The sequence below is a fragment of the Mesorhizobium wenxiniae genome, assembly GCF_002284535.1.
Lineage (GTDB): Bacteria > Pseudomonadota > Alphaproteobacteria > Rhizobiales > Rhizobiaceae > Mesorhizobium > Mesorhizobium wenxiniae.
Genome location: NZ_NPKH01000027.1, coordinates 161,170 through 177,336, shown reverse-complemented (window position 1 = coordinate 177,336; position 16,167 = coordinate 161,170). Strand labels below are relative to the sequence as shown.

The following is a 16,167-nucleotide window of genomic DNA, read 5'->3' as shown; positions in this document are numbered from 1 at the left end:
TGGTTCGCACGGGAAGTGGTAGATTGACGCGATAAGGTGAGGAAACAATGATGGATTTTCAGAAAATCCGCGCCCGCGCGGCCAAACGCAAGGGCGGGGAAGCGGCGCTGGCGTCGCTGCTGGGACCTATCCCGGACAATGCCGCGGTGGCTGACATTACCGACGACCGCATCCTCTCGACCATGGCTGAGCGTGTTTTCGCCGCTGGTTTCGTCTGGCGTGTCATCGAGCAGAAATGGCCTGGTTTCGAAGAAGCGTTCCTCCGCTTCGAGCCGAAGCGGCTGTTGTTTCAGCCGGACGATTTCTGGCACGATCTGGCGAGGGACGAGCGTATCGTGCGCAACCCGCAGAAGATCAAATCCGTCCGCGACAACGCAGCCTTCGTCGCCCGCGTGTCGAAGGGGCATGGCGGCTTCGGCAGGTTCCTCGCCGATTGGCCTGAAGACGACCAGGTTGGACTGATGGCCTATCTCGGCAAGCATGGCAGCCGGCTCGGCGGCAACACCGGCCAGTATTTTCTGAGGTGGCTGGAGTGGGACGCCTTCATCGTCTCGGCCGACATGGCGGCGGCGCTGCGCGACGCCGGCCTGGACATCGCCGAAATCCCGACCTCCAAGAGGGATCTCGACAAGATCCAGAACCAGATCAATGTCTGGGCGGCGGAAACCAGCCTGCCGCGCCGGCATATTTCGCGCATTCTGGCGATGTCGATCGGCGAGAACCACTCGCCGGAGGCACTGCGCGAATATATGGGCGAATAGGACACGATCGATATGTCGATCGATCCGACACGATCCGTCGATCGGTCTGGACACGAATGACACATGTCATTCGGTCTGGGGTGGTCCAAGCGAACGCCATTGCCCGGCGAATTCTGTCGCGCTAAGTCAGCAGGCATGACCAACAACACCGCTTCCGACATATTGCGCATCGCCGTCGCCCAGCTCAATCCGACGGTTGGCGACGTGGCCGGCAATCTCGCCAAGGCGCGCGAGGCGAGGGCGGATGCCGCTCGCCAGGGCGCCGACCTCGTGCTGTTCACCGAGCTTTTCCTCGCCGGTTATCCGCCCGAAGACCTGGTGCTGAAGCCGGCTTTCCTGAAGGCCTGCGAGCGGGCGGCGCAGGATTTCGCCGGCGATACTGCTGATGGCGGGCCGGGCGTCATCATCGGCACGCCATTGAAGCGCAAGAGCGGCACCCACAATTCGATCATTTTCGCCGATGGCGGCAAGATCCTTGCCGAGCGCTACAAGCTCGATTTGCCGAATTACGGCGAATTCGACGAGAAGCGCGTCTTCCAGGCTGGTCCTGAAATGCAGGGACCGGTCAATTTCCGCGGCGTGCGCCTGGGGATTCCGATCTGCGAAGATATCTGGGGCGATGTCGGCATCTGCGAGACGCTGGCCGAAAGCGGTGCGGAAATCCTGCTGGTGCCGAACGGCTCGCCCTATTATCGCGGCAAGGTCGACGTTCGCCACCAGGTTGTCATCCGCCAGGTCATCGAATGCGGATTGCCGATCATCTATGCCAATCAGCTTGGCGGCCAGGACGAACTGATCTTCGACGGTGCATCATTTGCCATCGGCGCCGACAAGACGCTGGCCTTCCAGATGAGCCAGTTCGAGGAGACGGTCAACGTCACCACCTGGAAGAGAAACCGCGCCGCAGGCGGGCAAAATGGAAACAATTCCGACGGCTGGGTCTGCTCCGAAGGGCCGATGTCGAAAATCCCGGAAAAGGAGGAGGCCGATTATCGCGCCTGCATGCTGGGCCTGCGCGACTACGTCAACAAGAACGGCTTCAAGAACGTTGTGCTCGGCCTATCCGGCGGTATCGATTCGGCGATCTGCGCGGCGCTTGCCGTCGATGCGCTCGGCGAGGAACGGCTGCGCGCCGTGATGATGCCTTATCGATACACTTCGAAGGACTCGCTGAGGGATGCCGAGGACTGTGCCCGCGCGCTCGGTTGCCGCTACGATATCGTGCCGATCTTCGAGCCGGTCGAGGGATTCCTGCATACGTTAACGCAGCTTTTCGAGGGCACCAGGGAGGGCATCACCGAGGAAAACCTGCAGAGCCGCGCGCGCGGCACCATTTTGATGGCGATCTCCAACAAGTTCGGCTCGATGGTGGTCACCACCGGCAACAAGAGCGAGATGTCGGTTGGCTACGCCACGCTCTACGGCGACATGAATGGCGGCTTCAACCCAATCAAGGACCTCTACAAGATGCAGGTCTATGCGCTGTCGCGCTGGCGCAATACGCACGTGCCGCCGGGCGCACTGGGCCCCTCCGGCGAGGTGATCCCGAACAACATCATAGACAAGGCGCCGTCGGCGGAACTGCGCGAGAACCAGACGGATCAGGATTCGCTGCCGCCCTATCCGGTGCTGGACGACATCTTGGAGTGTCTGGTCGAGAATGAGATGGGTGTCGACGAGATCGCTGCCCGCGGCCACGACCGGGCGACGGTGACGCGCGTCGAACATCTGCTCTACATCGCCGAATATAAGCGCCGGCAGGCAGCGCCCGGCGTGAAGATCACCAAAAAGAATTTCGGCCGCGACCGCCGTTATCCCATCACCAACCGGTTCAGGGATGGCGGATAGATCACCGTTTCTCGCTCCTGTGAAATGGCTGCGGCCGGACGATCAGTGGGACAGCTATGCCTGACTGTGAAATCAGCTTCGACGTGTCACGGATCGACTTCCGGGCAACCTCCGACCTGTTGATGGCAAGCTACTGGGGCAGCGGGCGCAGCGATGAAGTCCACCGCCGCGCATTTGCTAATTCGCTTTGCGTCGGCGCCTATTCCGACGGCAAGCAGGTCGGCTTCGGCCGGGCAATCACCGACCGCACGGTGTTTGCCTATCTGGCCGATGTCATCATCTGGCCGGAATATCGTGGGCAAGGGATCGGCACGCGGCTTGTCCAGGCGCTTATCGATCATCCGGATTGCAAGACAGTCACGCACTGGAGCCTGTCGACCAACGATGCCCACGCGGTTTACGAAAAACTTGGCTTCGGGCCGTCCACCGATGGCCGCTACATGCGGCTCGATCGTATTCCGGTAGCCTGAGTGGACGACGACGGCGCACAACCCGCGATTGTTGCAAATCTTCTGACTGGTTGGACCAGATGCGCTTTCGGTCGCTCTCTGGCTTGGCGAGGCGTTGAGGCATCTCTATAAGAACGGTTCCGCGATTCCCCTTTTCGGGAGGACCGAATGCCAGGATTTGACATCGTTATGCGAGGCCGCGAAGCCTAGGTCTCAGGTGGCGCGCCGGAAGGTTTTCACCTTCATGGCCAAGCCAATCTGACAACAGGCCTTCGTCGATGCCGGTCGCCGCCCGTATTCGGGTGAGCCGCCAAATATGCCGAACCTCCGCATTCCCGGGCGCTAATTCGCCCCACGCGGTTTTTTCAATTTTCGACCTTACCGGGACCGGGCTCGTTTGCGCCCGAATGACATCATGGCTCGTTTTCAGATAGATTTGCGCGCGGGCGCCTTTCGCAGCGTTCTTGGCTTCACGCTCGGTCATTGGCGGCGTCAGCCGTGGCGGCTTTCGGTCATCATGGGCACGTTCCTGCTGTCGACGTTGACCGACGTGCTGACGCCGCTCTATTCCGGCCGACTGGTCGATGCCGTTGCCAGCAGTGCTGCAGCGGACGATGTCGCGTGGAATGCGGCGATGGCGGCCTTTTCGATGCTGGTAGCCCTGGCGCTCACCGGCGTCGTGCTGCGCAATCTCGCCTTCATGGCCATCGTCGAACTGACCCTGAAGATGATGGCGGATATCGCCGCCGACGCCTTCCATCGCGTCCAGCGCTTCTCGACCGACTGGCACGCCAACAGCTTCGCCGGATCGACCGTGCGCAAGATAACCCGCGGCATGTGGGCGCTCGACCTGCTCAACGACACGATCCTGATCGCGCTGCTGCCGTCCGTCGTCATGCTCGTCGGCTCGACGCTGTTGCTCGGCTGGTTCTGGCCGCTGATGGGTGCTGTCGTCGCCGCAGGTTCGGTGCTTTTCATCGCGGTGACGGCGCTGCTGTCGCTTGGCTATGTCGCGCCTGCCGCAAGGCTTGCCAACGCGTGGGACACGCGCCTGGGCGGTTCGCTGGCCGATGCGGTGAGCTGCAACGCCGTGGTCAAGGGTTTTGGCGCCGAGGAGCGCGAGGAGACGCGCCTTGCCAAAGTCGTCGCCAGATGGCGCGCGCGTACGCGCCGCACCTGGGTGCGGGGCACCATCAACGGCACCACGCAAGGGTCGATGCTGCTGCTTCTGAGAGCAGCGGTGATCGGACTTTCGCTGCTTTTGTGGTCGTGGGGGCAGGCGAGCGCCGGCGATGTCACCTTCGTGCTGACCTCGTTCTTCGTGCTGCAAGGCTATTTGCGCGACATCGGCACGCACATCCGCAATTTGCAGCGGTCGATCAACGACATGGAGGAACTGGTCGACTTCCAGTCCGAGCCGCTCGGTATCGAGGATGCGCCCGGCGCCACACCGATCCGCATCACCGACGGTCGCATCAGCTTCGACAACGTCACCTTCCATTATGGCAGCCATCGACTGCCGCTCTATCGCGACTTTTCGGTGGATATCGCGCCGGGCGAACGCATCGGGCTGGTCGGCCATTCGGGCTCGGGCAAGACGACCTTCGTCAAGCTGATCCAGCGCCTTTACGACGTGAACGCGGGAACGATCCTGATCGACGGCCAGGATATTGCTGGGGTGGCGCAGGCATCGCTGCGCGGGCAGATAGCCATCGTCCAGCAGGAGCCGATTCTGTTCCACCGGTCGCTGGCCGAAAACATCGCCTATGCCCGGCCGAGCGCCACGCAAGCCGAAATCGAGCACGCAGCACGGCTGGCAAGCGCGCACGACTTCATCGTCGGCCTGCCGAAGGGTTACCGCACGCTGGTCGGCGAACGCGGCGTGAAACTATCGGGCGGCGAGCGCCAGCGCGTGGCGATCGCGCGGGCTTTCCTCGCCGACGCGCGGATCCTCATTCTGGACGAGGCGACATCCAGCCTCGATTCGGAATCGGAGGTGCTGATCCAGCAGGCGATGGAGCGGTTGATGGTCGGCCGCACAACACTCGTCATCGCGCACCGGCTTTCGACGGTACGGGCGCTGGACAGGCTTCTGGTGTTCGATCGCGGCCGCATCGTCGAAGAGGGTTCGCATGACCAACTGATCCGGCTGCAGGGCGGCATCTACCGCCGGCTGTTCGAGCGCCAAGCGCTCGAATTGACCAAGGGGCTGGCGATCTGACGCTTACAGCGCCGCATGTATTAATGGACGCGCGGCGCTGCCGCCTTTTCATCGCCTTCGTCATGTTCTATGTCTGCGGCCAAGCGCGGGGGCGTGTCTTGTCAACAGCAAAACCATCCGGTACGCCCCGTTCATGACAGTTACCGTCCGTTTCGCCCCATCACCCACCGGCCGCATTCATATCGGCAACGCGCGCACTGCGCTGTTCAACTGGCTGTTCGCCATGAACAACAAGGGCCGCTTCATCCAGCGTTTCGACGACACCGACGTCGCCCGCTCGACGCAGGAATTCTCCGACGCCATCCTCTACGACCTACATTGGCTAGGGATATTTCCGGACGCGACGGAATTCCAGTCACGGCGCTTCGAGATCTACGATGCGGCGGTGGAGAAATTGAAGGCGGCGCGCCTTCTCTACGCTTGTTACGAAACTCCGGAAGAGCTCGATCTCAGGCGCAAGGTGCGCCGCACGCGCGGCCTGCCGCCGGTCTACGGCCGCGAAGCGCTGACGCTGACCCCTGAGCAGATCGCCGAATACCAGTCCGATGGTCGGCGGCCGCATTGGCGCTTCCTCCTGCCCAATTTCACCAGCGATCCTCTGCAGCCGGAGCGCACCGAAATCCACTGGAACGACCTGGTGCGCGGCGAGGAAACCGTCGACCTTGCCTCGCTTTCCGACCCGGTTCTAATGCGCGAGGACGGCACCTATCTCTATACTCTGCCCTCGGTGGTCGATGACATCGAGATGGGGATCAGCCATGTCATCCGTGGCGACGACCACGTCACCAACACGGGCGTGCAGATCGCGCTGTTCCAGGCACTGGGTGCCGAGCCGCCGGTGTTCGGCCACCACAATCTGTTGACCACTGCATCGGGCGAGGGCCTGTCGAAGCGGAGCGGCGCGCTGTCCATCGAGAGCCTACGCGAGACCGGCATCGAACCGATGGCCGTTGCCTCGCTGGCCGTGCTTGTCGGCACGTCGGAAAACGTAGTGGCGGTGCCTGATATGACCGAACTTGCCCGGCGCTTCGATCCGGCCGCGACGTCGAAATCCGCCGCCAAATTCGATCCGGACGAGCTCTTCGTGCTCAACCGCACACTGCTCCACCATATGCCGTTTTCCGAGGCGCGCGACCGGCTGATGGTGCTCGGCATTTCCGGCGAACAGGCCGAGCCCTTCTGGCTGGCGGTGCGCGGCAATCTCGACAGGCTGGCCGATGCAGCCATCTGGTGGCGCACACTTCGCGACGGCCCGCAGGAGCAGCCGGACTTTTCCGACGTAGACCGCGATTTCCTTCGCCAGGCGTTCGACCTTTTGCCGGAAGACCCCTGGAACGGGTCGGTCTGGAAGGAGTGGACGGGCAGGATCAGGGAAGCGACCGGCCGCAAGGGCAAGGCGCTGTTCATGCCGCTCAGGCTGGCGCTTACCGGGCAGCCTTCGGGGCCGGAGCTTGCAGATCTGTTGCCGCTGCTGGGTCGGGAAGGAACGTTGGCCCGACGACCCTGACCTTGCGCCGTCCCGGCGGCGGCAAAGTCGTCGGCGAGGGTTTGACGGCGAGGCGTTTGATGGCTTCGCGTTCGAGCCCGCCTTCGACATTTGCCAAAGCCTCGGGGTCGGCGCCTTGATCGGCTTTGGCGACAGGCACCGGAATGAGCGGCTTGGTCTCCACATCGGCCTCGGTCTGTTCCGGGCTTGGCGGATTGCCGGCAATGATCTCGAAATTCTGTGCAGCGTTGCAGCCGCAGGCCGGCGGGCGCAACGTTTCGGGCTGCTTGTAGAGATAGGCGGTCGGCAGTTCGCTGTAGGGCCTGCCGGTTACCGAAGACGTCATGTCAGCCGAGTCGTCGCCAATGCCGCGCGTATAAAACACCTGCATCTTGGTGCCGGGGCAACTCGAATCGCAGTTCTTCTGGTCGCGCTCGAAATCGCCCAGCGAGGCGGCATTCGACATCGGGAAGAAATAGCCGTCGCAGGTGCGCACGCACATTGTGCGGAATTCGCCGCCAAGGCGTGGCAGGTCCATGCCGTCGGGCTGATTGATCATGGTGCGGACACCGCGCTCTTCGTCGGGATCGCTCGGCTCGTCCAGCGCATCGGGGTGATTTGTGGCGTCGCCCAAAAGCCGATCGAGCAGGCTTTCTTCGCCGTTTTCACGGTTCGCTTCGAGGACAGGCGCACGCCTCGAAGGCATGACGCTGTCGCGACAGCCATTGGCGTCGAGTGAGGCCAATATGCGTGCGCGATCGCGGCGCGAGCCGCCGCCGGCGAGCTGCGCGCGCTTGACCTGCAGGGCATAGAGATTGGCGTTCATGCGGTCGAGCGTGGCCTCGAGTGCGGCGCAAGCGTTGCGATTGCGGCCGAGCAGCGAAAAGCCGCAGCCGGCGCTGTCGGACTGGCGGCTTACCTTTGAAATCTGCTCGCGCTGCCGCACGATCGCATCATCGTATTTCCTGAGCAGGGCCGGCTTGCCGCCGCCACCGCGCGAAGCGGTCGCGAGATCCGCTTCCAGTTGCCGGCAAACTCGGGAGGCGGCCTGCGGCTGAGTGACGGCAAAGCCTGATAACGCCAGGGCACCAAGCAGCGCCGCGGCATTCGTCAGCTTCCACCCTCCGCCCGTCATTCGCCGTGAACTCCCTTTAACCGCCCGTCGCGAAAGCTACCGCTTTGCGGTCATTTATCAGCTTACCGCGAAAAGCCGTTTTAGCCCAGATTTACGACCGCCTGCGCCTTATGGGCCGCTTCGACCACGGCGAGCGCCGTCATGTTGACGACGCCACGTGACGTCACCGACGGCGTCAATATATGCGCCGGTCTGTCGGTGCCGAGCAGGATCGGGCCGACATGCAGCGCGTCCATCATCGCGCGCAGCGCGGTGAGCGTGACGTTCGCCGAATCGAGATTGGGGAAGACCAGCAGATTGGCTTCGCCCTTCAGCCGCGAATGCGGATAGACCCGCTGGCGCAGCTGCTCCGACAAGGCCGAGTCGGCATGCATCTCGCCGTCGCATTGCAGGTCTGGCGCGATGCGCGCCAGGATTGCCGCTGCCTGCCGCATCTTGAGCGCGCTTGGCGAATCGCGTGAGCCGAAATCCGAATGCGACAGCAGGGCGGCCTTGGGTTCGATGCCGAAGCGCTGGATTTCTTCGGCCGCCAACACCGTCATCTCTGCGATCTCCTCGGCCGTCGGATCGACGGTGACATGGGTGTCGGTGAGGAAAATGATGCCTCGCTGCGAGATCAGCATGGAAAGCGTCGACAGGTCATGATCCTTGATACCGGCGCGCGGGCCGATGATCAGGGTGACATTGCGCAAATGCCGCTCAAAACGTCCTTCCAGGCCGCAAACCATGGCGTCGGCATCGCCACGCTTGAGGGCAAGTGCGGCGATCACCGTGTTGTCGGTGCGCACCAAGGTGCGGGCGGCCTCCGTCGTGACGCCGCGCCGGCCGGCGAGTTCGATCAAAAGGTCGACATAGTGGCGATAGCGTGGGTCGTCCTCGGGATTGATCAGGCCGAAATCGACGCCCGGCTTGATGCGCAGTCCGTAGCGTTTCAGCCGCACCTCGATGACGTGCGGGCGGCCGATCAGGATCGGCTCGGCGATGCCTTCCTCCAGCACCACCTGGGCGGCACGCAACACGCGCTCATCCTCGCCGTCGGCATAGATGACGCGCTTGGCATTCGACGTCTTGGCCATCGTGAACACCGGCTTCATCACCAGGCCGGAGCGGAAGACGAAGCGGTTCAGCGTGTCGATATAAGCGGCAAAGTCGGTGATCGGCCGTGTCGCGACGCCAGTGTCGCAGGCGGCTTTGGCCACCGCCGGAGCGATGCGCAGGATCAGCCGCGGGTCGAAGGGCGAGGGGATCAGGAAATCAGGCCCGAAGATCGGTGTTTCGCCGGAATAGGCGCGCGCGGCGACATCTGACGGTTCCTCGCGGGCAAGGGCAGCGATCGCCCGCACCGCCGCCATCTTCATCTCTTCGTTGATGGCGCTGGCGCCGCAGTCCAGCGCGCCACGGAATATATAAGGAAAACAAAGTACGTTGTTGACCTGATTGGGGAAATCGGAACGGCCGGTGCAGATCATCGCGTCGGGTCGTGCCGCCCGTGCCGCTTCCGGCATGATCTCGGGATTGGGGTTGGCCAGCGCCAGGATCAGCGGTTTTGGCGCCATATGCTGGAGCAATTCCGGTTTCAGCACGCCGGCGGCTGAAAGCCCCAGGAACACGTCGGCGCCCGGCAGCACATCGGCCAGCGTGCGCGCCTCGGTGTCCTTCACATAAGGGTCCTTCCAGCGGTCCATCTCATCGACGCGGCCCTTGTAGGCGACGCCGAAACGGTCGGTGACCCAGATGTTTTCGATGCGCGCGCCCAGCAAAACCAGCAAGTTGAGGCAGGCAAGGGCCGCTGCCCCGGCGCCGGAGGTGACGATCTTGATGTCGGAGATCGTCTTGCCGGCGAATTCCAGCCCGTTGAGCACGGCGGCGGCGACGATGATCGCGGTGCCGTGCTGGTCGTCGTGGAAGACCGGTATGGCCATGCGGGCCTTCAGCCGTTCCTCGACCTCAAAACATTCGGGCGCCTTGATGTCCTCGAGGTTGATGCCGCCGAAGGTCGGCTCCAGCGCCGAGATGGTCTCGACCATCCGCTCGATGTCAGGCGCGTCAATCTCGATGTCGAAGACATCGATGCCGGCAAATTTCTTGAACAGCACCGCCTTGCCTTCCATCACCGGCTTGGAGGCCAGTGGGCCGATATTGCCCAAGCCGAGCACCGCCGAACCATTGGAGACGACGCCAACGAGATTGGCGCGCGCCGTGTAGTCGGCGGCCGCCGCCGGATTGTCGCGGATTTCCAGACAAGGCGCCGCGACGCCGGGCGAATAGGCAAGCGCCAGGTCGCGCTGGTTGCCGAGCGGCTTTGTTGCCTGGATTTCAAGCTTTCCAGGCCGTGGATGCTTGTGGAAATAAAGTGCGGCTTCGTCGAGGTCCGACCGGGCTGTTTTTTTGTTTTCGCCTTCCATACGGGCCTCCCTGCGATCCTGCCTTGAAGCCCTTTTAGCATGCAGCGTTGGATTTTCACGATGCCAAATGACGCAACCGCCAATTAGGCAGAAGAATTGTCAAAAACTCATTTATGTCAGATTGTTGCGCTGAAATCCTCACCTGCCATGTCGCTGCCGGGCTGATAACATGGGAGCGCATTGCGCGACCGCGGTATGTCCGATCGCCGGCGGTCAAGTCACGTCTGGCCGACCGTCAAGCAGTTTCCAGACGCTATCGACGATGGCCGGCCGTGGCCGCCGTTTCGCGATCACCGCAAGTGGCCACGCGGGCAGCGATGCGTCGGCGATCGCTGCATACCGGACGCCCTGAAATACAAGGCGCTGAGTCGATCGTGGCAGCAGGGCCGCGCCCAAGCCTGTGGACACGAGCGATAGCGTGGTCAGTGCCCGCGTCGCCTCCTGGACGATCCGAACGTCGAGGCCAGTCTTGGTGAATGTGTCTACGATGCGGGCATGGAGCGCCGGGCCTTGTGCAGCCGGAAACATGATGAGCCCGTGGCGGGCGATGTCCGCCAGCGTCACCCCGTGCGTCTGCCGGTCGTCAGGCAGAACGGCAATAAGGTCTTCAGCAGGATAGTCATGGACGTCGAGACGTTCGTCGGTCCCGAGCGGTGGATGCACGAAACCGATGTCGATCTCACTGCGCGACAGCGCCGCAATCTGCTCATTGGTGGACACCTCGATGAGCTTTGGATGGATGTCCGGATATTTCTCGCGAAGCCGGGACAGGAGGTGCGGCAGATGCTCGTAAAGGGCCGCCGACACGAAGCCGATCCTGATCTCGCCAGCTTCGCCGTCATGCGCTGCGCGGGCGACATGAAGCGCCGATTCGGCGTGCCGTATGGATGCTCGAGCCTCTTCGACGAAGGCCGAGCCGGCGCGCGTCAAGGTCAGGCGGCGGTTGGCCCGCTCGAACAGCTTGACGCCGAGCTCCTTCTCCAGGCGCCCGATCGATTGACTAAGCGGAGGCTGCGCCATGGCCAGCCGCAGTGCGGCACGACCCATATGCAAATCCTCCGCAACAGCCAGGAAATGTCGCAAGTGCCGAAGTTCCATATCTTGACGATATCAAAAACCCTCAGACGCGTCATCGATAAGATATCGAATAGCTGGCAGTCTTTGCGGAACGCAATTGCGACCGGAGACGTCATGATGTCCCATTTTACCGCCTTTCCCCTCGTGCTCACAGCAGCCGCTATGATCGCCGCTCCAGCACCGGCAGGAGAGCCGGATCTCGTCCGGGCCGACAGGTTCGTCGAACTTCGGACGGGCGAGCGCCTCTTCGTCCGGGAGGTGCGCCGTCTTGGCGCAGCGTCCGAAGCCAACTCCGCCGTCCTCCTCGTCCATGGCGCACGCGTGCCCGGCGTTGCGTCCTTCGATCTGCCTGTTGCGGGTGGGTCGCTTGCCGCCGACCTCGCGGCGGACGGGCACCTTGTCTATGTCCTGGATGTTCGCGGCTACGGCGCATCGAGCCGCCCTGCGGCCATGAACAGGCCGCCGGACAAGTCCGCTCCCCTGATGCGTACCGAAGACGTCGTGGCGGATATTTCCGCAGCGGTCGACGCTATCGCCAAATGGAGCGACGTTTCGAGGGTCAGCCTCGTCGGCTGGGCCACCGGCGGACATTGGGCCGGCGCCTACGCCAGCCGCTTTCCGCAGACGGTTGACCGGCTCATCCTCTACAACACGCTGCACGGAGGCTCAGACCAGCACTCCACTCTTGGCACCGGCTCGCCGCTCGAAAATCCCGACCGGCCCGGGACGTTCAATGTCCATACGTTCGGCGGTTATCGGATGAATACACGTCAGAGCCTATTCACTGCCTGGGACGACAGCATCCCGGTCGCGGACAAGGCCCAGTGGCGCGATCCCGCGGTCGCTGCGGCCTATGGCGATGCAGCACTCGCCTCCGACGAGACGGCGCCGACGCGCCAGCCGCCGAGTTTCCGGTCCCCAAGCGGCGCCATGGCCGACAGCTTCGAACTCGCCCTCGGTCGCCGGCAATGGGCGGCGGCGGCACTCACCATGCCAGTGCTCGTCATCCGCTCCGGACGGGATTTCTGGAGCCGGCCGGAGGACGCGAAGACAATCGTGGACGAAGCACCAAAAGCGGAACGTCTAGACATCCCAGACGCCACGCACTTCGTGCATCTCGATCGCGAGGCCGCAGGGCGCGGTGTGTTCCTCGACGCTGTGAAGCGGTTTCTCGATCGGCAGGAGGAATGACCATGAAGGGTAGTTCATGTGTCCTGCGGGAGCAGCAGCCGCAAAGGTGTCAGGTCGACCGCTTCCAGGCTTTGCGGCTACCTTCCACCCGATAGCTACTCACCGCGCGGTTGCGGGGCTACGCCTATCTCCGCCGCGCCACATCTCGACTCTCCCGTCTCCGCCATTTCCCTGCGCGTACAAACGTCAGACTTCGCTAGGCCGGCGCCGTTTCCTTGGATGTTCATGCTTTTTTGTCATCGATGAGCGCACCCATCGCGGCGAGGTGGTCGGCGAAGCCGGCAACGAACCGCCTGACCTTCAACGGAATGAAGCGGTTCGATGGATAGACCGCATGCACATGGTGCGACGCATAGTGCCAGTCCGGCAGCACATGTTCGAGCAAGCCTTCGGCGATGAGCGGATCGAGTATCACCCTGTGCCCGAGGCCGATGCCGACGCCGGACAGCAACGCCTGATGATTGAGCAGCGAATTGTCAGAGCGCATGGCCGGCCGGATTCGCACCTCGGCCTTTTCGCCGCCCGGGCCGGTGAGCGGCACGACATCGCGCTTCCGGATGTGGGCGTAAAGCAGATAATCATGGTCGGCGAGATCTTCCGGGCGCCGCGGCCGGCCCCGGCGGTCGAGATACTCTGGCGTCGCCGCGAGGCAGCGCCCGATCACGCCGAGCTTGCGCACGATCAGCCGGTTGTCATCGATGGTCCCCATACGGATCGCCACGTCGAGCCCCTCTGCGATCACATCGACGAAACTGTCGGTCAGCGCCACGTCGAGCAACAGTTCCGGATAGGCGCGCTTGAACTCGATCAGATAGCTGCCAAGCACGCCGGCGCCGAAGCTGGCCGGCGCGCCGACGGCGAGACGTCCGCACATCTTCGATTCGAGGCAGCCGACGCTGCGGTCCGCCTCCTCAATGCGCTCAATGATGTCGCGGGCGCGCTCCAGATAACGCCGGCCGGCTTCCGTTGGCGAAACATGGCGGGTCGTACGGTCAAAGAGCCGGACGCCTAGACGCTTTTCCAGTGCGCGGATCTGCTGGCTGACGGCCGGCTGGCTCAAGCCCAACTCGCGCGCTGCCGCCGAGAAGCTGGCGGTATCGCAGGCGCGTACGAAGCTGGTCAGCTCGGTCAAGCGGTCCATGATGGCAACCCTCCGTCGTGATTAATAAACAAGAGTAATAAGACATATAAGGAATCGGCAAGTTCAAAAAGCTGAGCCTATGACATAGATCCGCCTTGCTCCGCCTGGAGCTCTGGATCCCCAAGCTGGAGACGATGCAATGCCGCTTTCCCGCCGTCATTTTCTCGCCGGTGCCGGCTTAGCCGGCGGCACTCTCCTAGCCAATGTCTCCGTTCCGGCGTTGGCCCGCGCGCCGCTGGTCGACGCCGCAACGCTTGGCGCGCTGCGCCGCAATGTGGGATCGGTCCAGGTTACGGCGCTACTAGACGGCTATATCGACATTGGTTCCGAGCTGGTCATCGGACTCGCTGAGGCCGATGCGGAGCGGCTGGCTGAGGCCAGCTTCCAGAAGCCCGGACCGCACCGCGCACCGGTCAATGCCTATCTCATCAATCTGGGCGACCGTCTGGTGCTCGTCGACGCCGGTACGTCGGACAGCATGGGCCCGTCACTCGGCCGACTTCCGGCCGCTATCGAGGCGGCGGGCGTTTCTCCGGACCAGATCGACACGTTGCTGATTACCCACATGCATCCCGACCATATCAACGGCGTCCTGACTCCCGCCGGCCAGGCGCTGTTTCCCAATGCCGAGCTCATCGTCACCGCCGCCGATTACGCCTTTTGGCATGACGACGCGAACATGAACCAGGCGCCGGATGGGGCAAGGCCGTTCTTCATCGGCGCCCGCCAGGCCGCCGCCGCCTATGCGAACCGCGTGCGGCAGGTGGCTGGCGAAGGCGAGGCGGTGGGCGCGATCCGCACCGTGCCGCTGCCCGGCCACACTCCGGGCCATGCCGGCTTCATCGTGGAATCGGACGGCGAGGCACTGTTCATCTGGGGCGATGTCGTGCATATGGCGACCTACCAGTTCGCGCGCCCGGACTGGAGCATCGCCTTCGATGTCGATTCCAAGCTGGCTGCCGAAACGCGCAAGCGGACGCTCGACCGGGTCGCTGCTGACCGGATGCTGATCGCCGGCATGCATTTGCCGTTCCCCGGCATCGGCCATGTGGCGCGCGATGGCGACGCCTATCGCTTCGTGCCGGAAGAATGGCCCTATGCACTGTAGGGCGGCCAGCGCGGGCAGGGGCCATCATAGCCCAGCTGCTCAACACCACACCCGCCCCTCGCCAGCGCAGCCGATGTCTTTGAGACTTCGGACGATAAATCGGCTCCTTATGGTCTGGCACGGCAGAAGCCTGCTCACCTCCCTCGCGCCGCGCGAAACAGCGGCGTCGCCATCGACCGTTCGTCAGCCATCAGCTCAAACTGAACCGGCCGACCACTTTTCTGCTGCACCACGATCGCACGCGCCCGTATCTGCGGACCGACGACCAAGCTTCAGATCTTGATCTTCACGAGGTCGCATCGGTATCGTGGCGATAGGCGCGATCGGCCTCGGCTGCCAATTATGATCTGTCGCGAAATTCAGTTCTGCACCCGACTTCTGCGACAGGTATGATCCATGACGACGGCCAACTGCAAGGCCTGCTTCAGAGCCGTCACGATCGTCTCGCGGCGTTCCCAGCGGGTATCAAGCGTTCGGTACTAGAACGCGCTGACATAGGCGCCGCCGTCGACCGGTATGTTCTGCCCGGTCAGGTAGCCGGCATGAACTGAGCACAGGAAGGCGCAGATCTGGCCGAATTCCTCCGGCGTGCCGAGCCGCTTGGCCGGAACGTTGGCTGCTGCCTGGGTCTTGCGTGCGGCGGCAGCAGCCGGATCTTCGGGGGTGCCGGCTTCATGCGGGGGGCGCAGCCGATCGGTGTCGATCTTGCCCGGCAGCATGTTGTTGATCGTCACATTGCGGTCGATCACCGTCCGCGCGACGCCGGCCAGGAACGAAGTCAGGCCTGCGCGCGCGCCGGACGACAGATCGAGGCCGGGAATGGGAACATAGACCGACAGCGAGGTGATGTTGACGATGCGGCCGAAGCCGCGTTCGGCCATGCCGTCGATCACAGCCTGAACCAGTTCGACCGGGGTCACCATGTTCTGGGTGACGCCTTCGAGGATTTTTTCGCGGTCGAGTTCGCGGAAATCGCGAAGCGGCGGGCCGCCATTGTTGTTGACGAGGATATCGGGATCGGGACAGGCGGCAAGCAGCGCCTTTTGCACCTCGGGCTTCGACACGTCGCCGACGATTTCGGTGACCTCGACGCCAAATCTTTCCCGCAGTTCGGCGGCGGTCTTCGCCAATTGGTCGGCATTGCGCCCGTTGACGACCAGATCGCAACCGGCTTCGGCCAGCGCCATGGCGCAACCGCGCCCAAGTCCTTTGCTCGAAGCACAGACGATGGCCTTTTTTCCGCGAATACCGAGATCCATGGCGATTTCTCCTTTGATTGGCGCGGCAACCTACTCTTGAGGCTGGACCAATCGCAACCGTCATACGGTTGTTGCATGAATCGGGG

The 16,167-nt window shown here is 63.1% G+C and carries 12 protein-coding genes; 7 read left to right on the top strand and 5 right to left on the bottom strand.

All coding sequences use genetic code 11. The features are described from left to right. The first annotated feature begins 47 nt into the window (after positions 1-47). From CIT31_RS22895 to gltX, 5 genes are all read left to right on the top strand, one after another. Complete coding sequence (locus CIT31_RS22895) at positions 48-761, top strand: DNA-3-methyladenine glycosylase I (RefSeq protein ID WP_095520484.1); 714 nt, start codon at positions 48-50, stop codon at positions 759-761. Positions 762-896: 135 nt separating this feature from the next. Continuing rightward, on the top strand, positions 897-2,609 hold the full coding sequence (locus tag CIT31_RS22890) for an NAD+ synthase (protein WP_095520483.1): 1,713 nt from the start codon (positions 897-899) through the stop codon (positions 2,607-2,609). A 56-nt stretch (positions 2,610-2,665) separates the two neighbouring features. Further along, entirely contained in the window at positions 2,666-3,079 is a 414-nt protein-coding gene (locus tag CIT31_RS22885; RefSeq protein WP_095520482.1) for a GNAT family N-acetyltransferase, read from the top strand. Positions 3,080-3,473: 394 nt separating this feature from the next. Further along, positions 3,474-5,279 carry an ABC transporter ATP-binding protein gene (locus CIT31_RS22880; protein ID WP_095520560.1) on the top strand — a complete coding sequence of 602 codons (1,806 nt, stop codon included), beginning with the start codon at positions 3,474-3,476 and terminating at the stop codon, positions 5,277-5,279. A 133-nt stretch (positions 5,280-5,412) separates the two neighbouring features. Further along, a complete protein-coding gene (gene gltX, locus CIT31_RS22875) occupies positions 5,413-6,786 on the top strand; it encodes a glutamate--tRNA ligase (protein ID WP_095520481.1) in 1,374 nt (457 codons plus the stop codon). Here gltX and CIT31_RS22870 read toward each other — a convergent pair. The 3 genes from CIT31_RS22870 to CIT31_RS22860 form a co-directional block, all read right to left on the bottom strand. Next, positions 6,704-7,900: a DUF2865 domain-containing protein gene (locus tag CIT31_RS22870; RefSeq protein WP_095520480.1), complete on the bottom strand. Its 1,197-nt coding sequence runs from the start codon at positions 7,898-7,900 to the stop codon at positions 6,704-6,706. The genes gltX and CIT31_RS22870 overlap by 83 nt on opposite strands. An 80-nt stretch (positions 7,901-7,980) precedes the next feature. Beyond that, positions 7,981-10,305: an NADP-dependent malic enzyme gene (locus CIT31_RS22865; RefSeq protein WP_095520479.1), complete on the bottom strand. Its 2,325-nt coding sequence runs from the start codon at positions 10,303-10,305 to the stop codon at positions 7,981-7,983. A gap of 213 nt (positions 10,306-10,518) precedes the next feature. Continuing rightward, positions 10,519-11,352, bottom strand: coding sequence for a LysR family transcriptional regulator (locus tag CIT31_RS22860; protein ID WP_245316429.1), 834 nt, complete (start codon positions 11,350-11,352; stop codon positions 10,519-10,521). Positions 11,353-11,499: 147 nt separating this feature from the next. On the opposite strand from CIT31_RS22860, the gene CIT31_RS22855 reads away from it, so the two are divergent. Beyond that, on the top strand, positions 11,500-12,573 hold the full coding sequence (locus CIT31_RS22855) for an alpha/beta fold hydrolase (protein WP_095520559.1): 1,074 nt from the start codon (positions 11,500-11,502) through the stop codon (positions 12,571-12,573). Between the two features lie 223 nt (positions 12,574-12,796). Here the strand turns inward: CIT31_RS22855 and CIT31_RS22850 are convergent, their stop codons facing one another. Beyond that, on the bottom strand, positions 12,797-13,714 hold the full coding sequence (locus CIT31_RS22850) for a LysR family transcriptional regulator (protein WP_095520477.1): 918 nt from the start codon (positions 13,712-13,714) through the stop codon (positions 12,797-12,799). A gap of 139 nt (positions 13,715-13,853) precedes the next feature. Between CIT31_RS22850 and CIT31_RS22845 the strand changes: the two genes are divergently transcribed. Next, entirely contained in the window at positions 13,854-14,822 is a 969-nt protein-coding gene (locus CIT31_RS22845) for an MBL fold metallo-hydrolase (protein WP_095520476.1), read from the top strand. A gap of 479 nt (positions 14,823-15,301) precedes the next feature. Here the strand turns inward: CIT31_RS22845 and CIT31_RS22835 are convergent, their stop codons facing one another. Beyond that, positions 15,302-16,081, bottom strand: coding sequence for an SDR family oxidoreductase (locus tag CIT31_RS22835; RefSeq protein WP_065009509.1), 780 nt, complete (start codon positions 16,079-16,081; stop codon positions 15,302-15,304). Positions 16,082-16,167: the final 86 nt, after the last annotated feature.

Bases quoted from the DNA above. Each gene is read 5' to 3' on its own strand.
- CIT31_RS22895 (WP_095520484.1), top strand. From the start codon at position 48: ATGATGGATTTTCAGAAAATCCGCGCCCGCGCGGCCAAACGCAAGGGC.
- CIT31_RS22890 (WP_095520483.1), top strand. From the start codon at position 897: ATGACCAACAACACCGCTTCCGACATATTGCGCATCGCCGTCGCCCAG.
- CIT31_RS22885 (WP_095520482.1), top strand. From the start codon at position 2,666: ATGCCTGACTGTGAAATCAGCTTCGACGTGTCACGGATCGACTTCCGG.
- CIT31_RS22880 (WP_095520560.1), top strand. From the start codon at position 3,474: ATGGCTCGTTTTCAGATAGATTTGCGCGCGGGCGCCTTTCGCAGCGTT.
- gltX (WP_095520481.1), top strand. From the start codon at position 5,413: ATGACAGTTACCGTCCGTTTCGCCCCATCACCCACCGGCCGCATTCAT.
- CIT31_RS22870 (WP_095520480.1), bottom strand. From the start codon at position 7,900: ATGACGGGCGGAGGGTGGAAGCTGACGAATGCCGCGGCGCTGCTTGGT.
- CIT31_RS22865 (WP_095520479.1), bottom strand. From the start codon at position 10,305: ATGGAAGGCGAAAACAAAAAAACAGCCCGGTCGGACCTCGACGAAGCC.
- CIT31_RS22860 (WP_245316429.1), bottom strand. From the start codon at position 11,352: ATGGGTCGTGCCGCACTGCGGCTGGCCATGGCGCAGCCTCCGCTTAGT.
- CIT31_RS22855 (WP_095520559.1), top strand. From the start codon at position 11,500: ATGTCCCATTTTACCGCCTTTCCCCTCGTGCTCACAGCAGCCGCTATG.
- CIT31_RS22850 (WP_095520477.1), bottom strand. From the start codon at position 13,714: ATGGACCGCTTGACCGAGCTGACCAGCTTCGTACGCGCCTGCGATACC.
- CIT31_RS22845 (WP_095520476.1), top strand. From the start codon at position 13,854: ATGCCGCTTTCCCGCCGTCATTTTCTCGCCGGTGCCGGCTTAGCCGGC.
- CIT31_RS22835 (WP_065009509.1), bottom strand. From the start codon at position 16,081: ATGGATCTCGGTATTCGCGGAAAAAAGGCCATCGTCTGTGCTTCGAGC.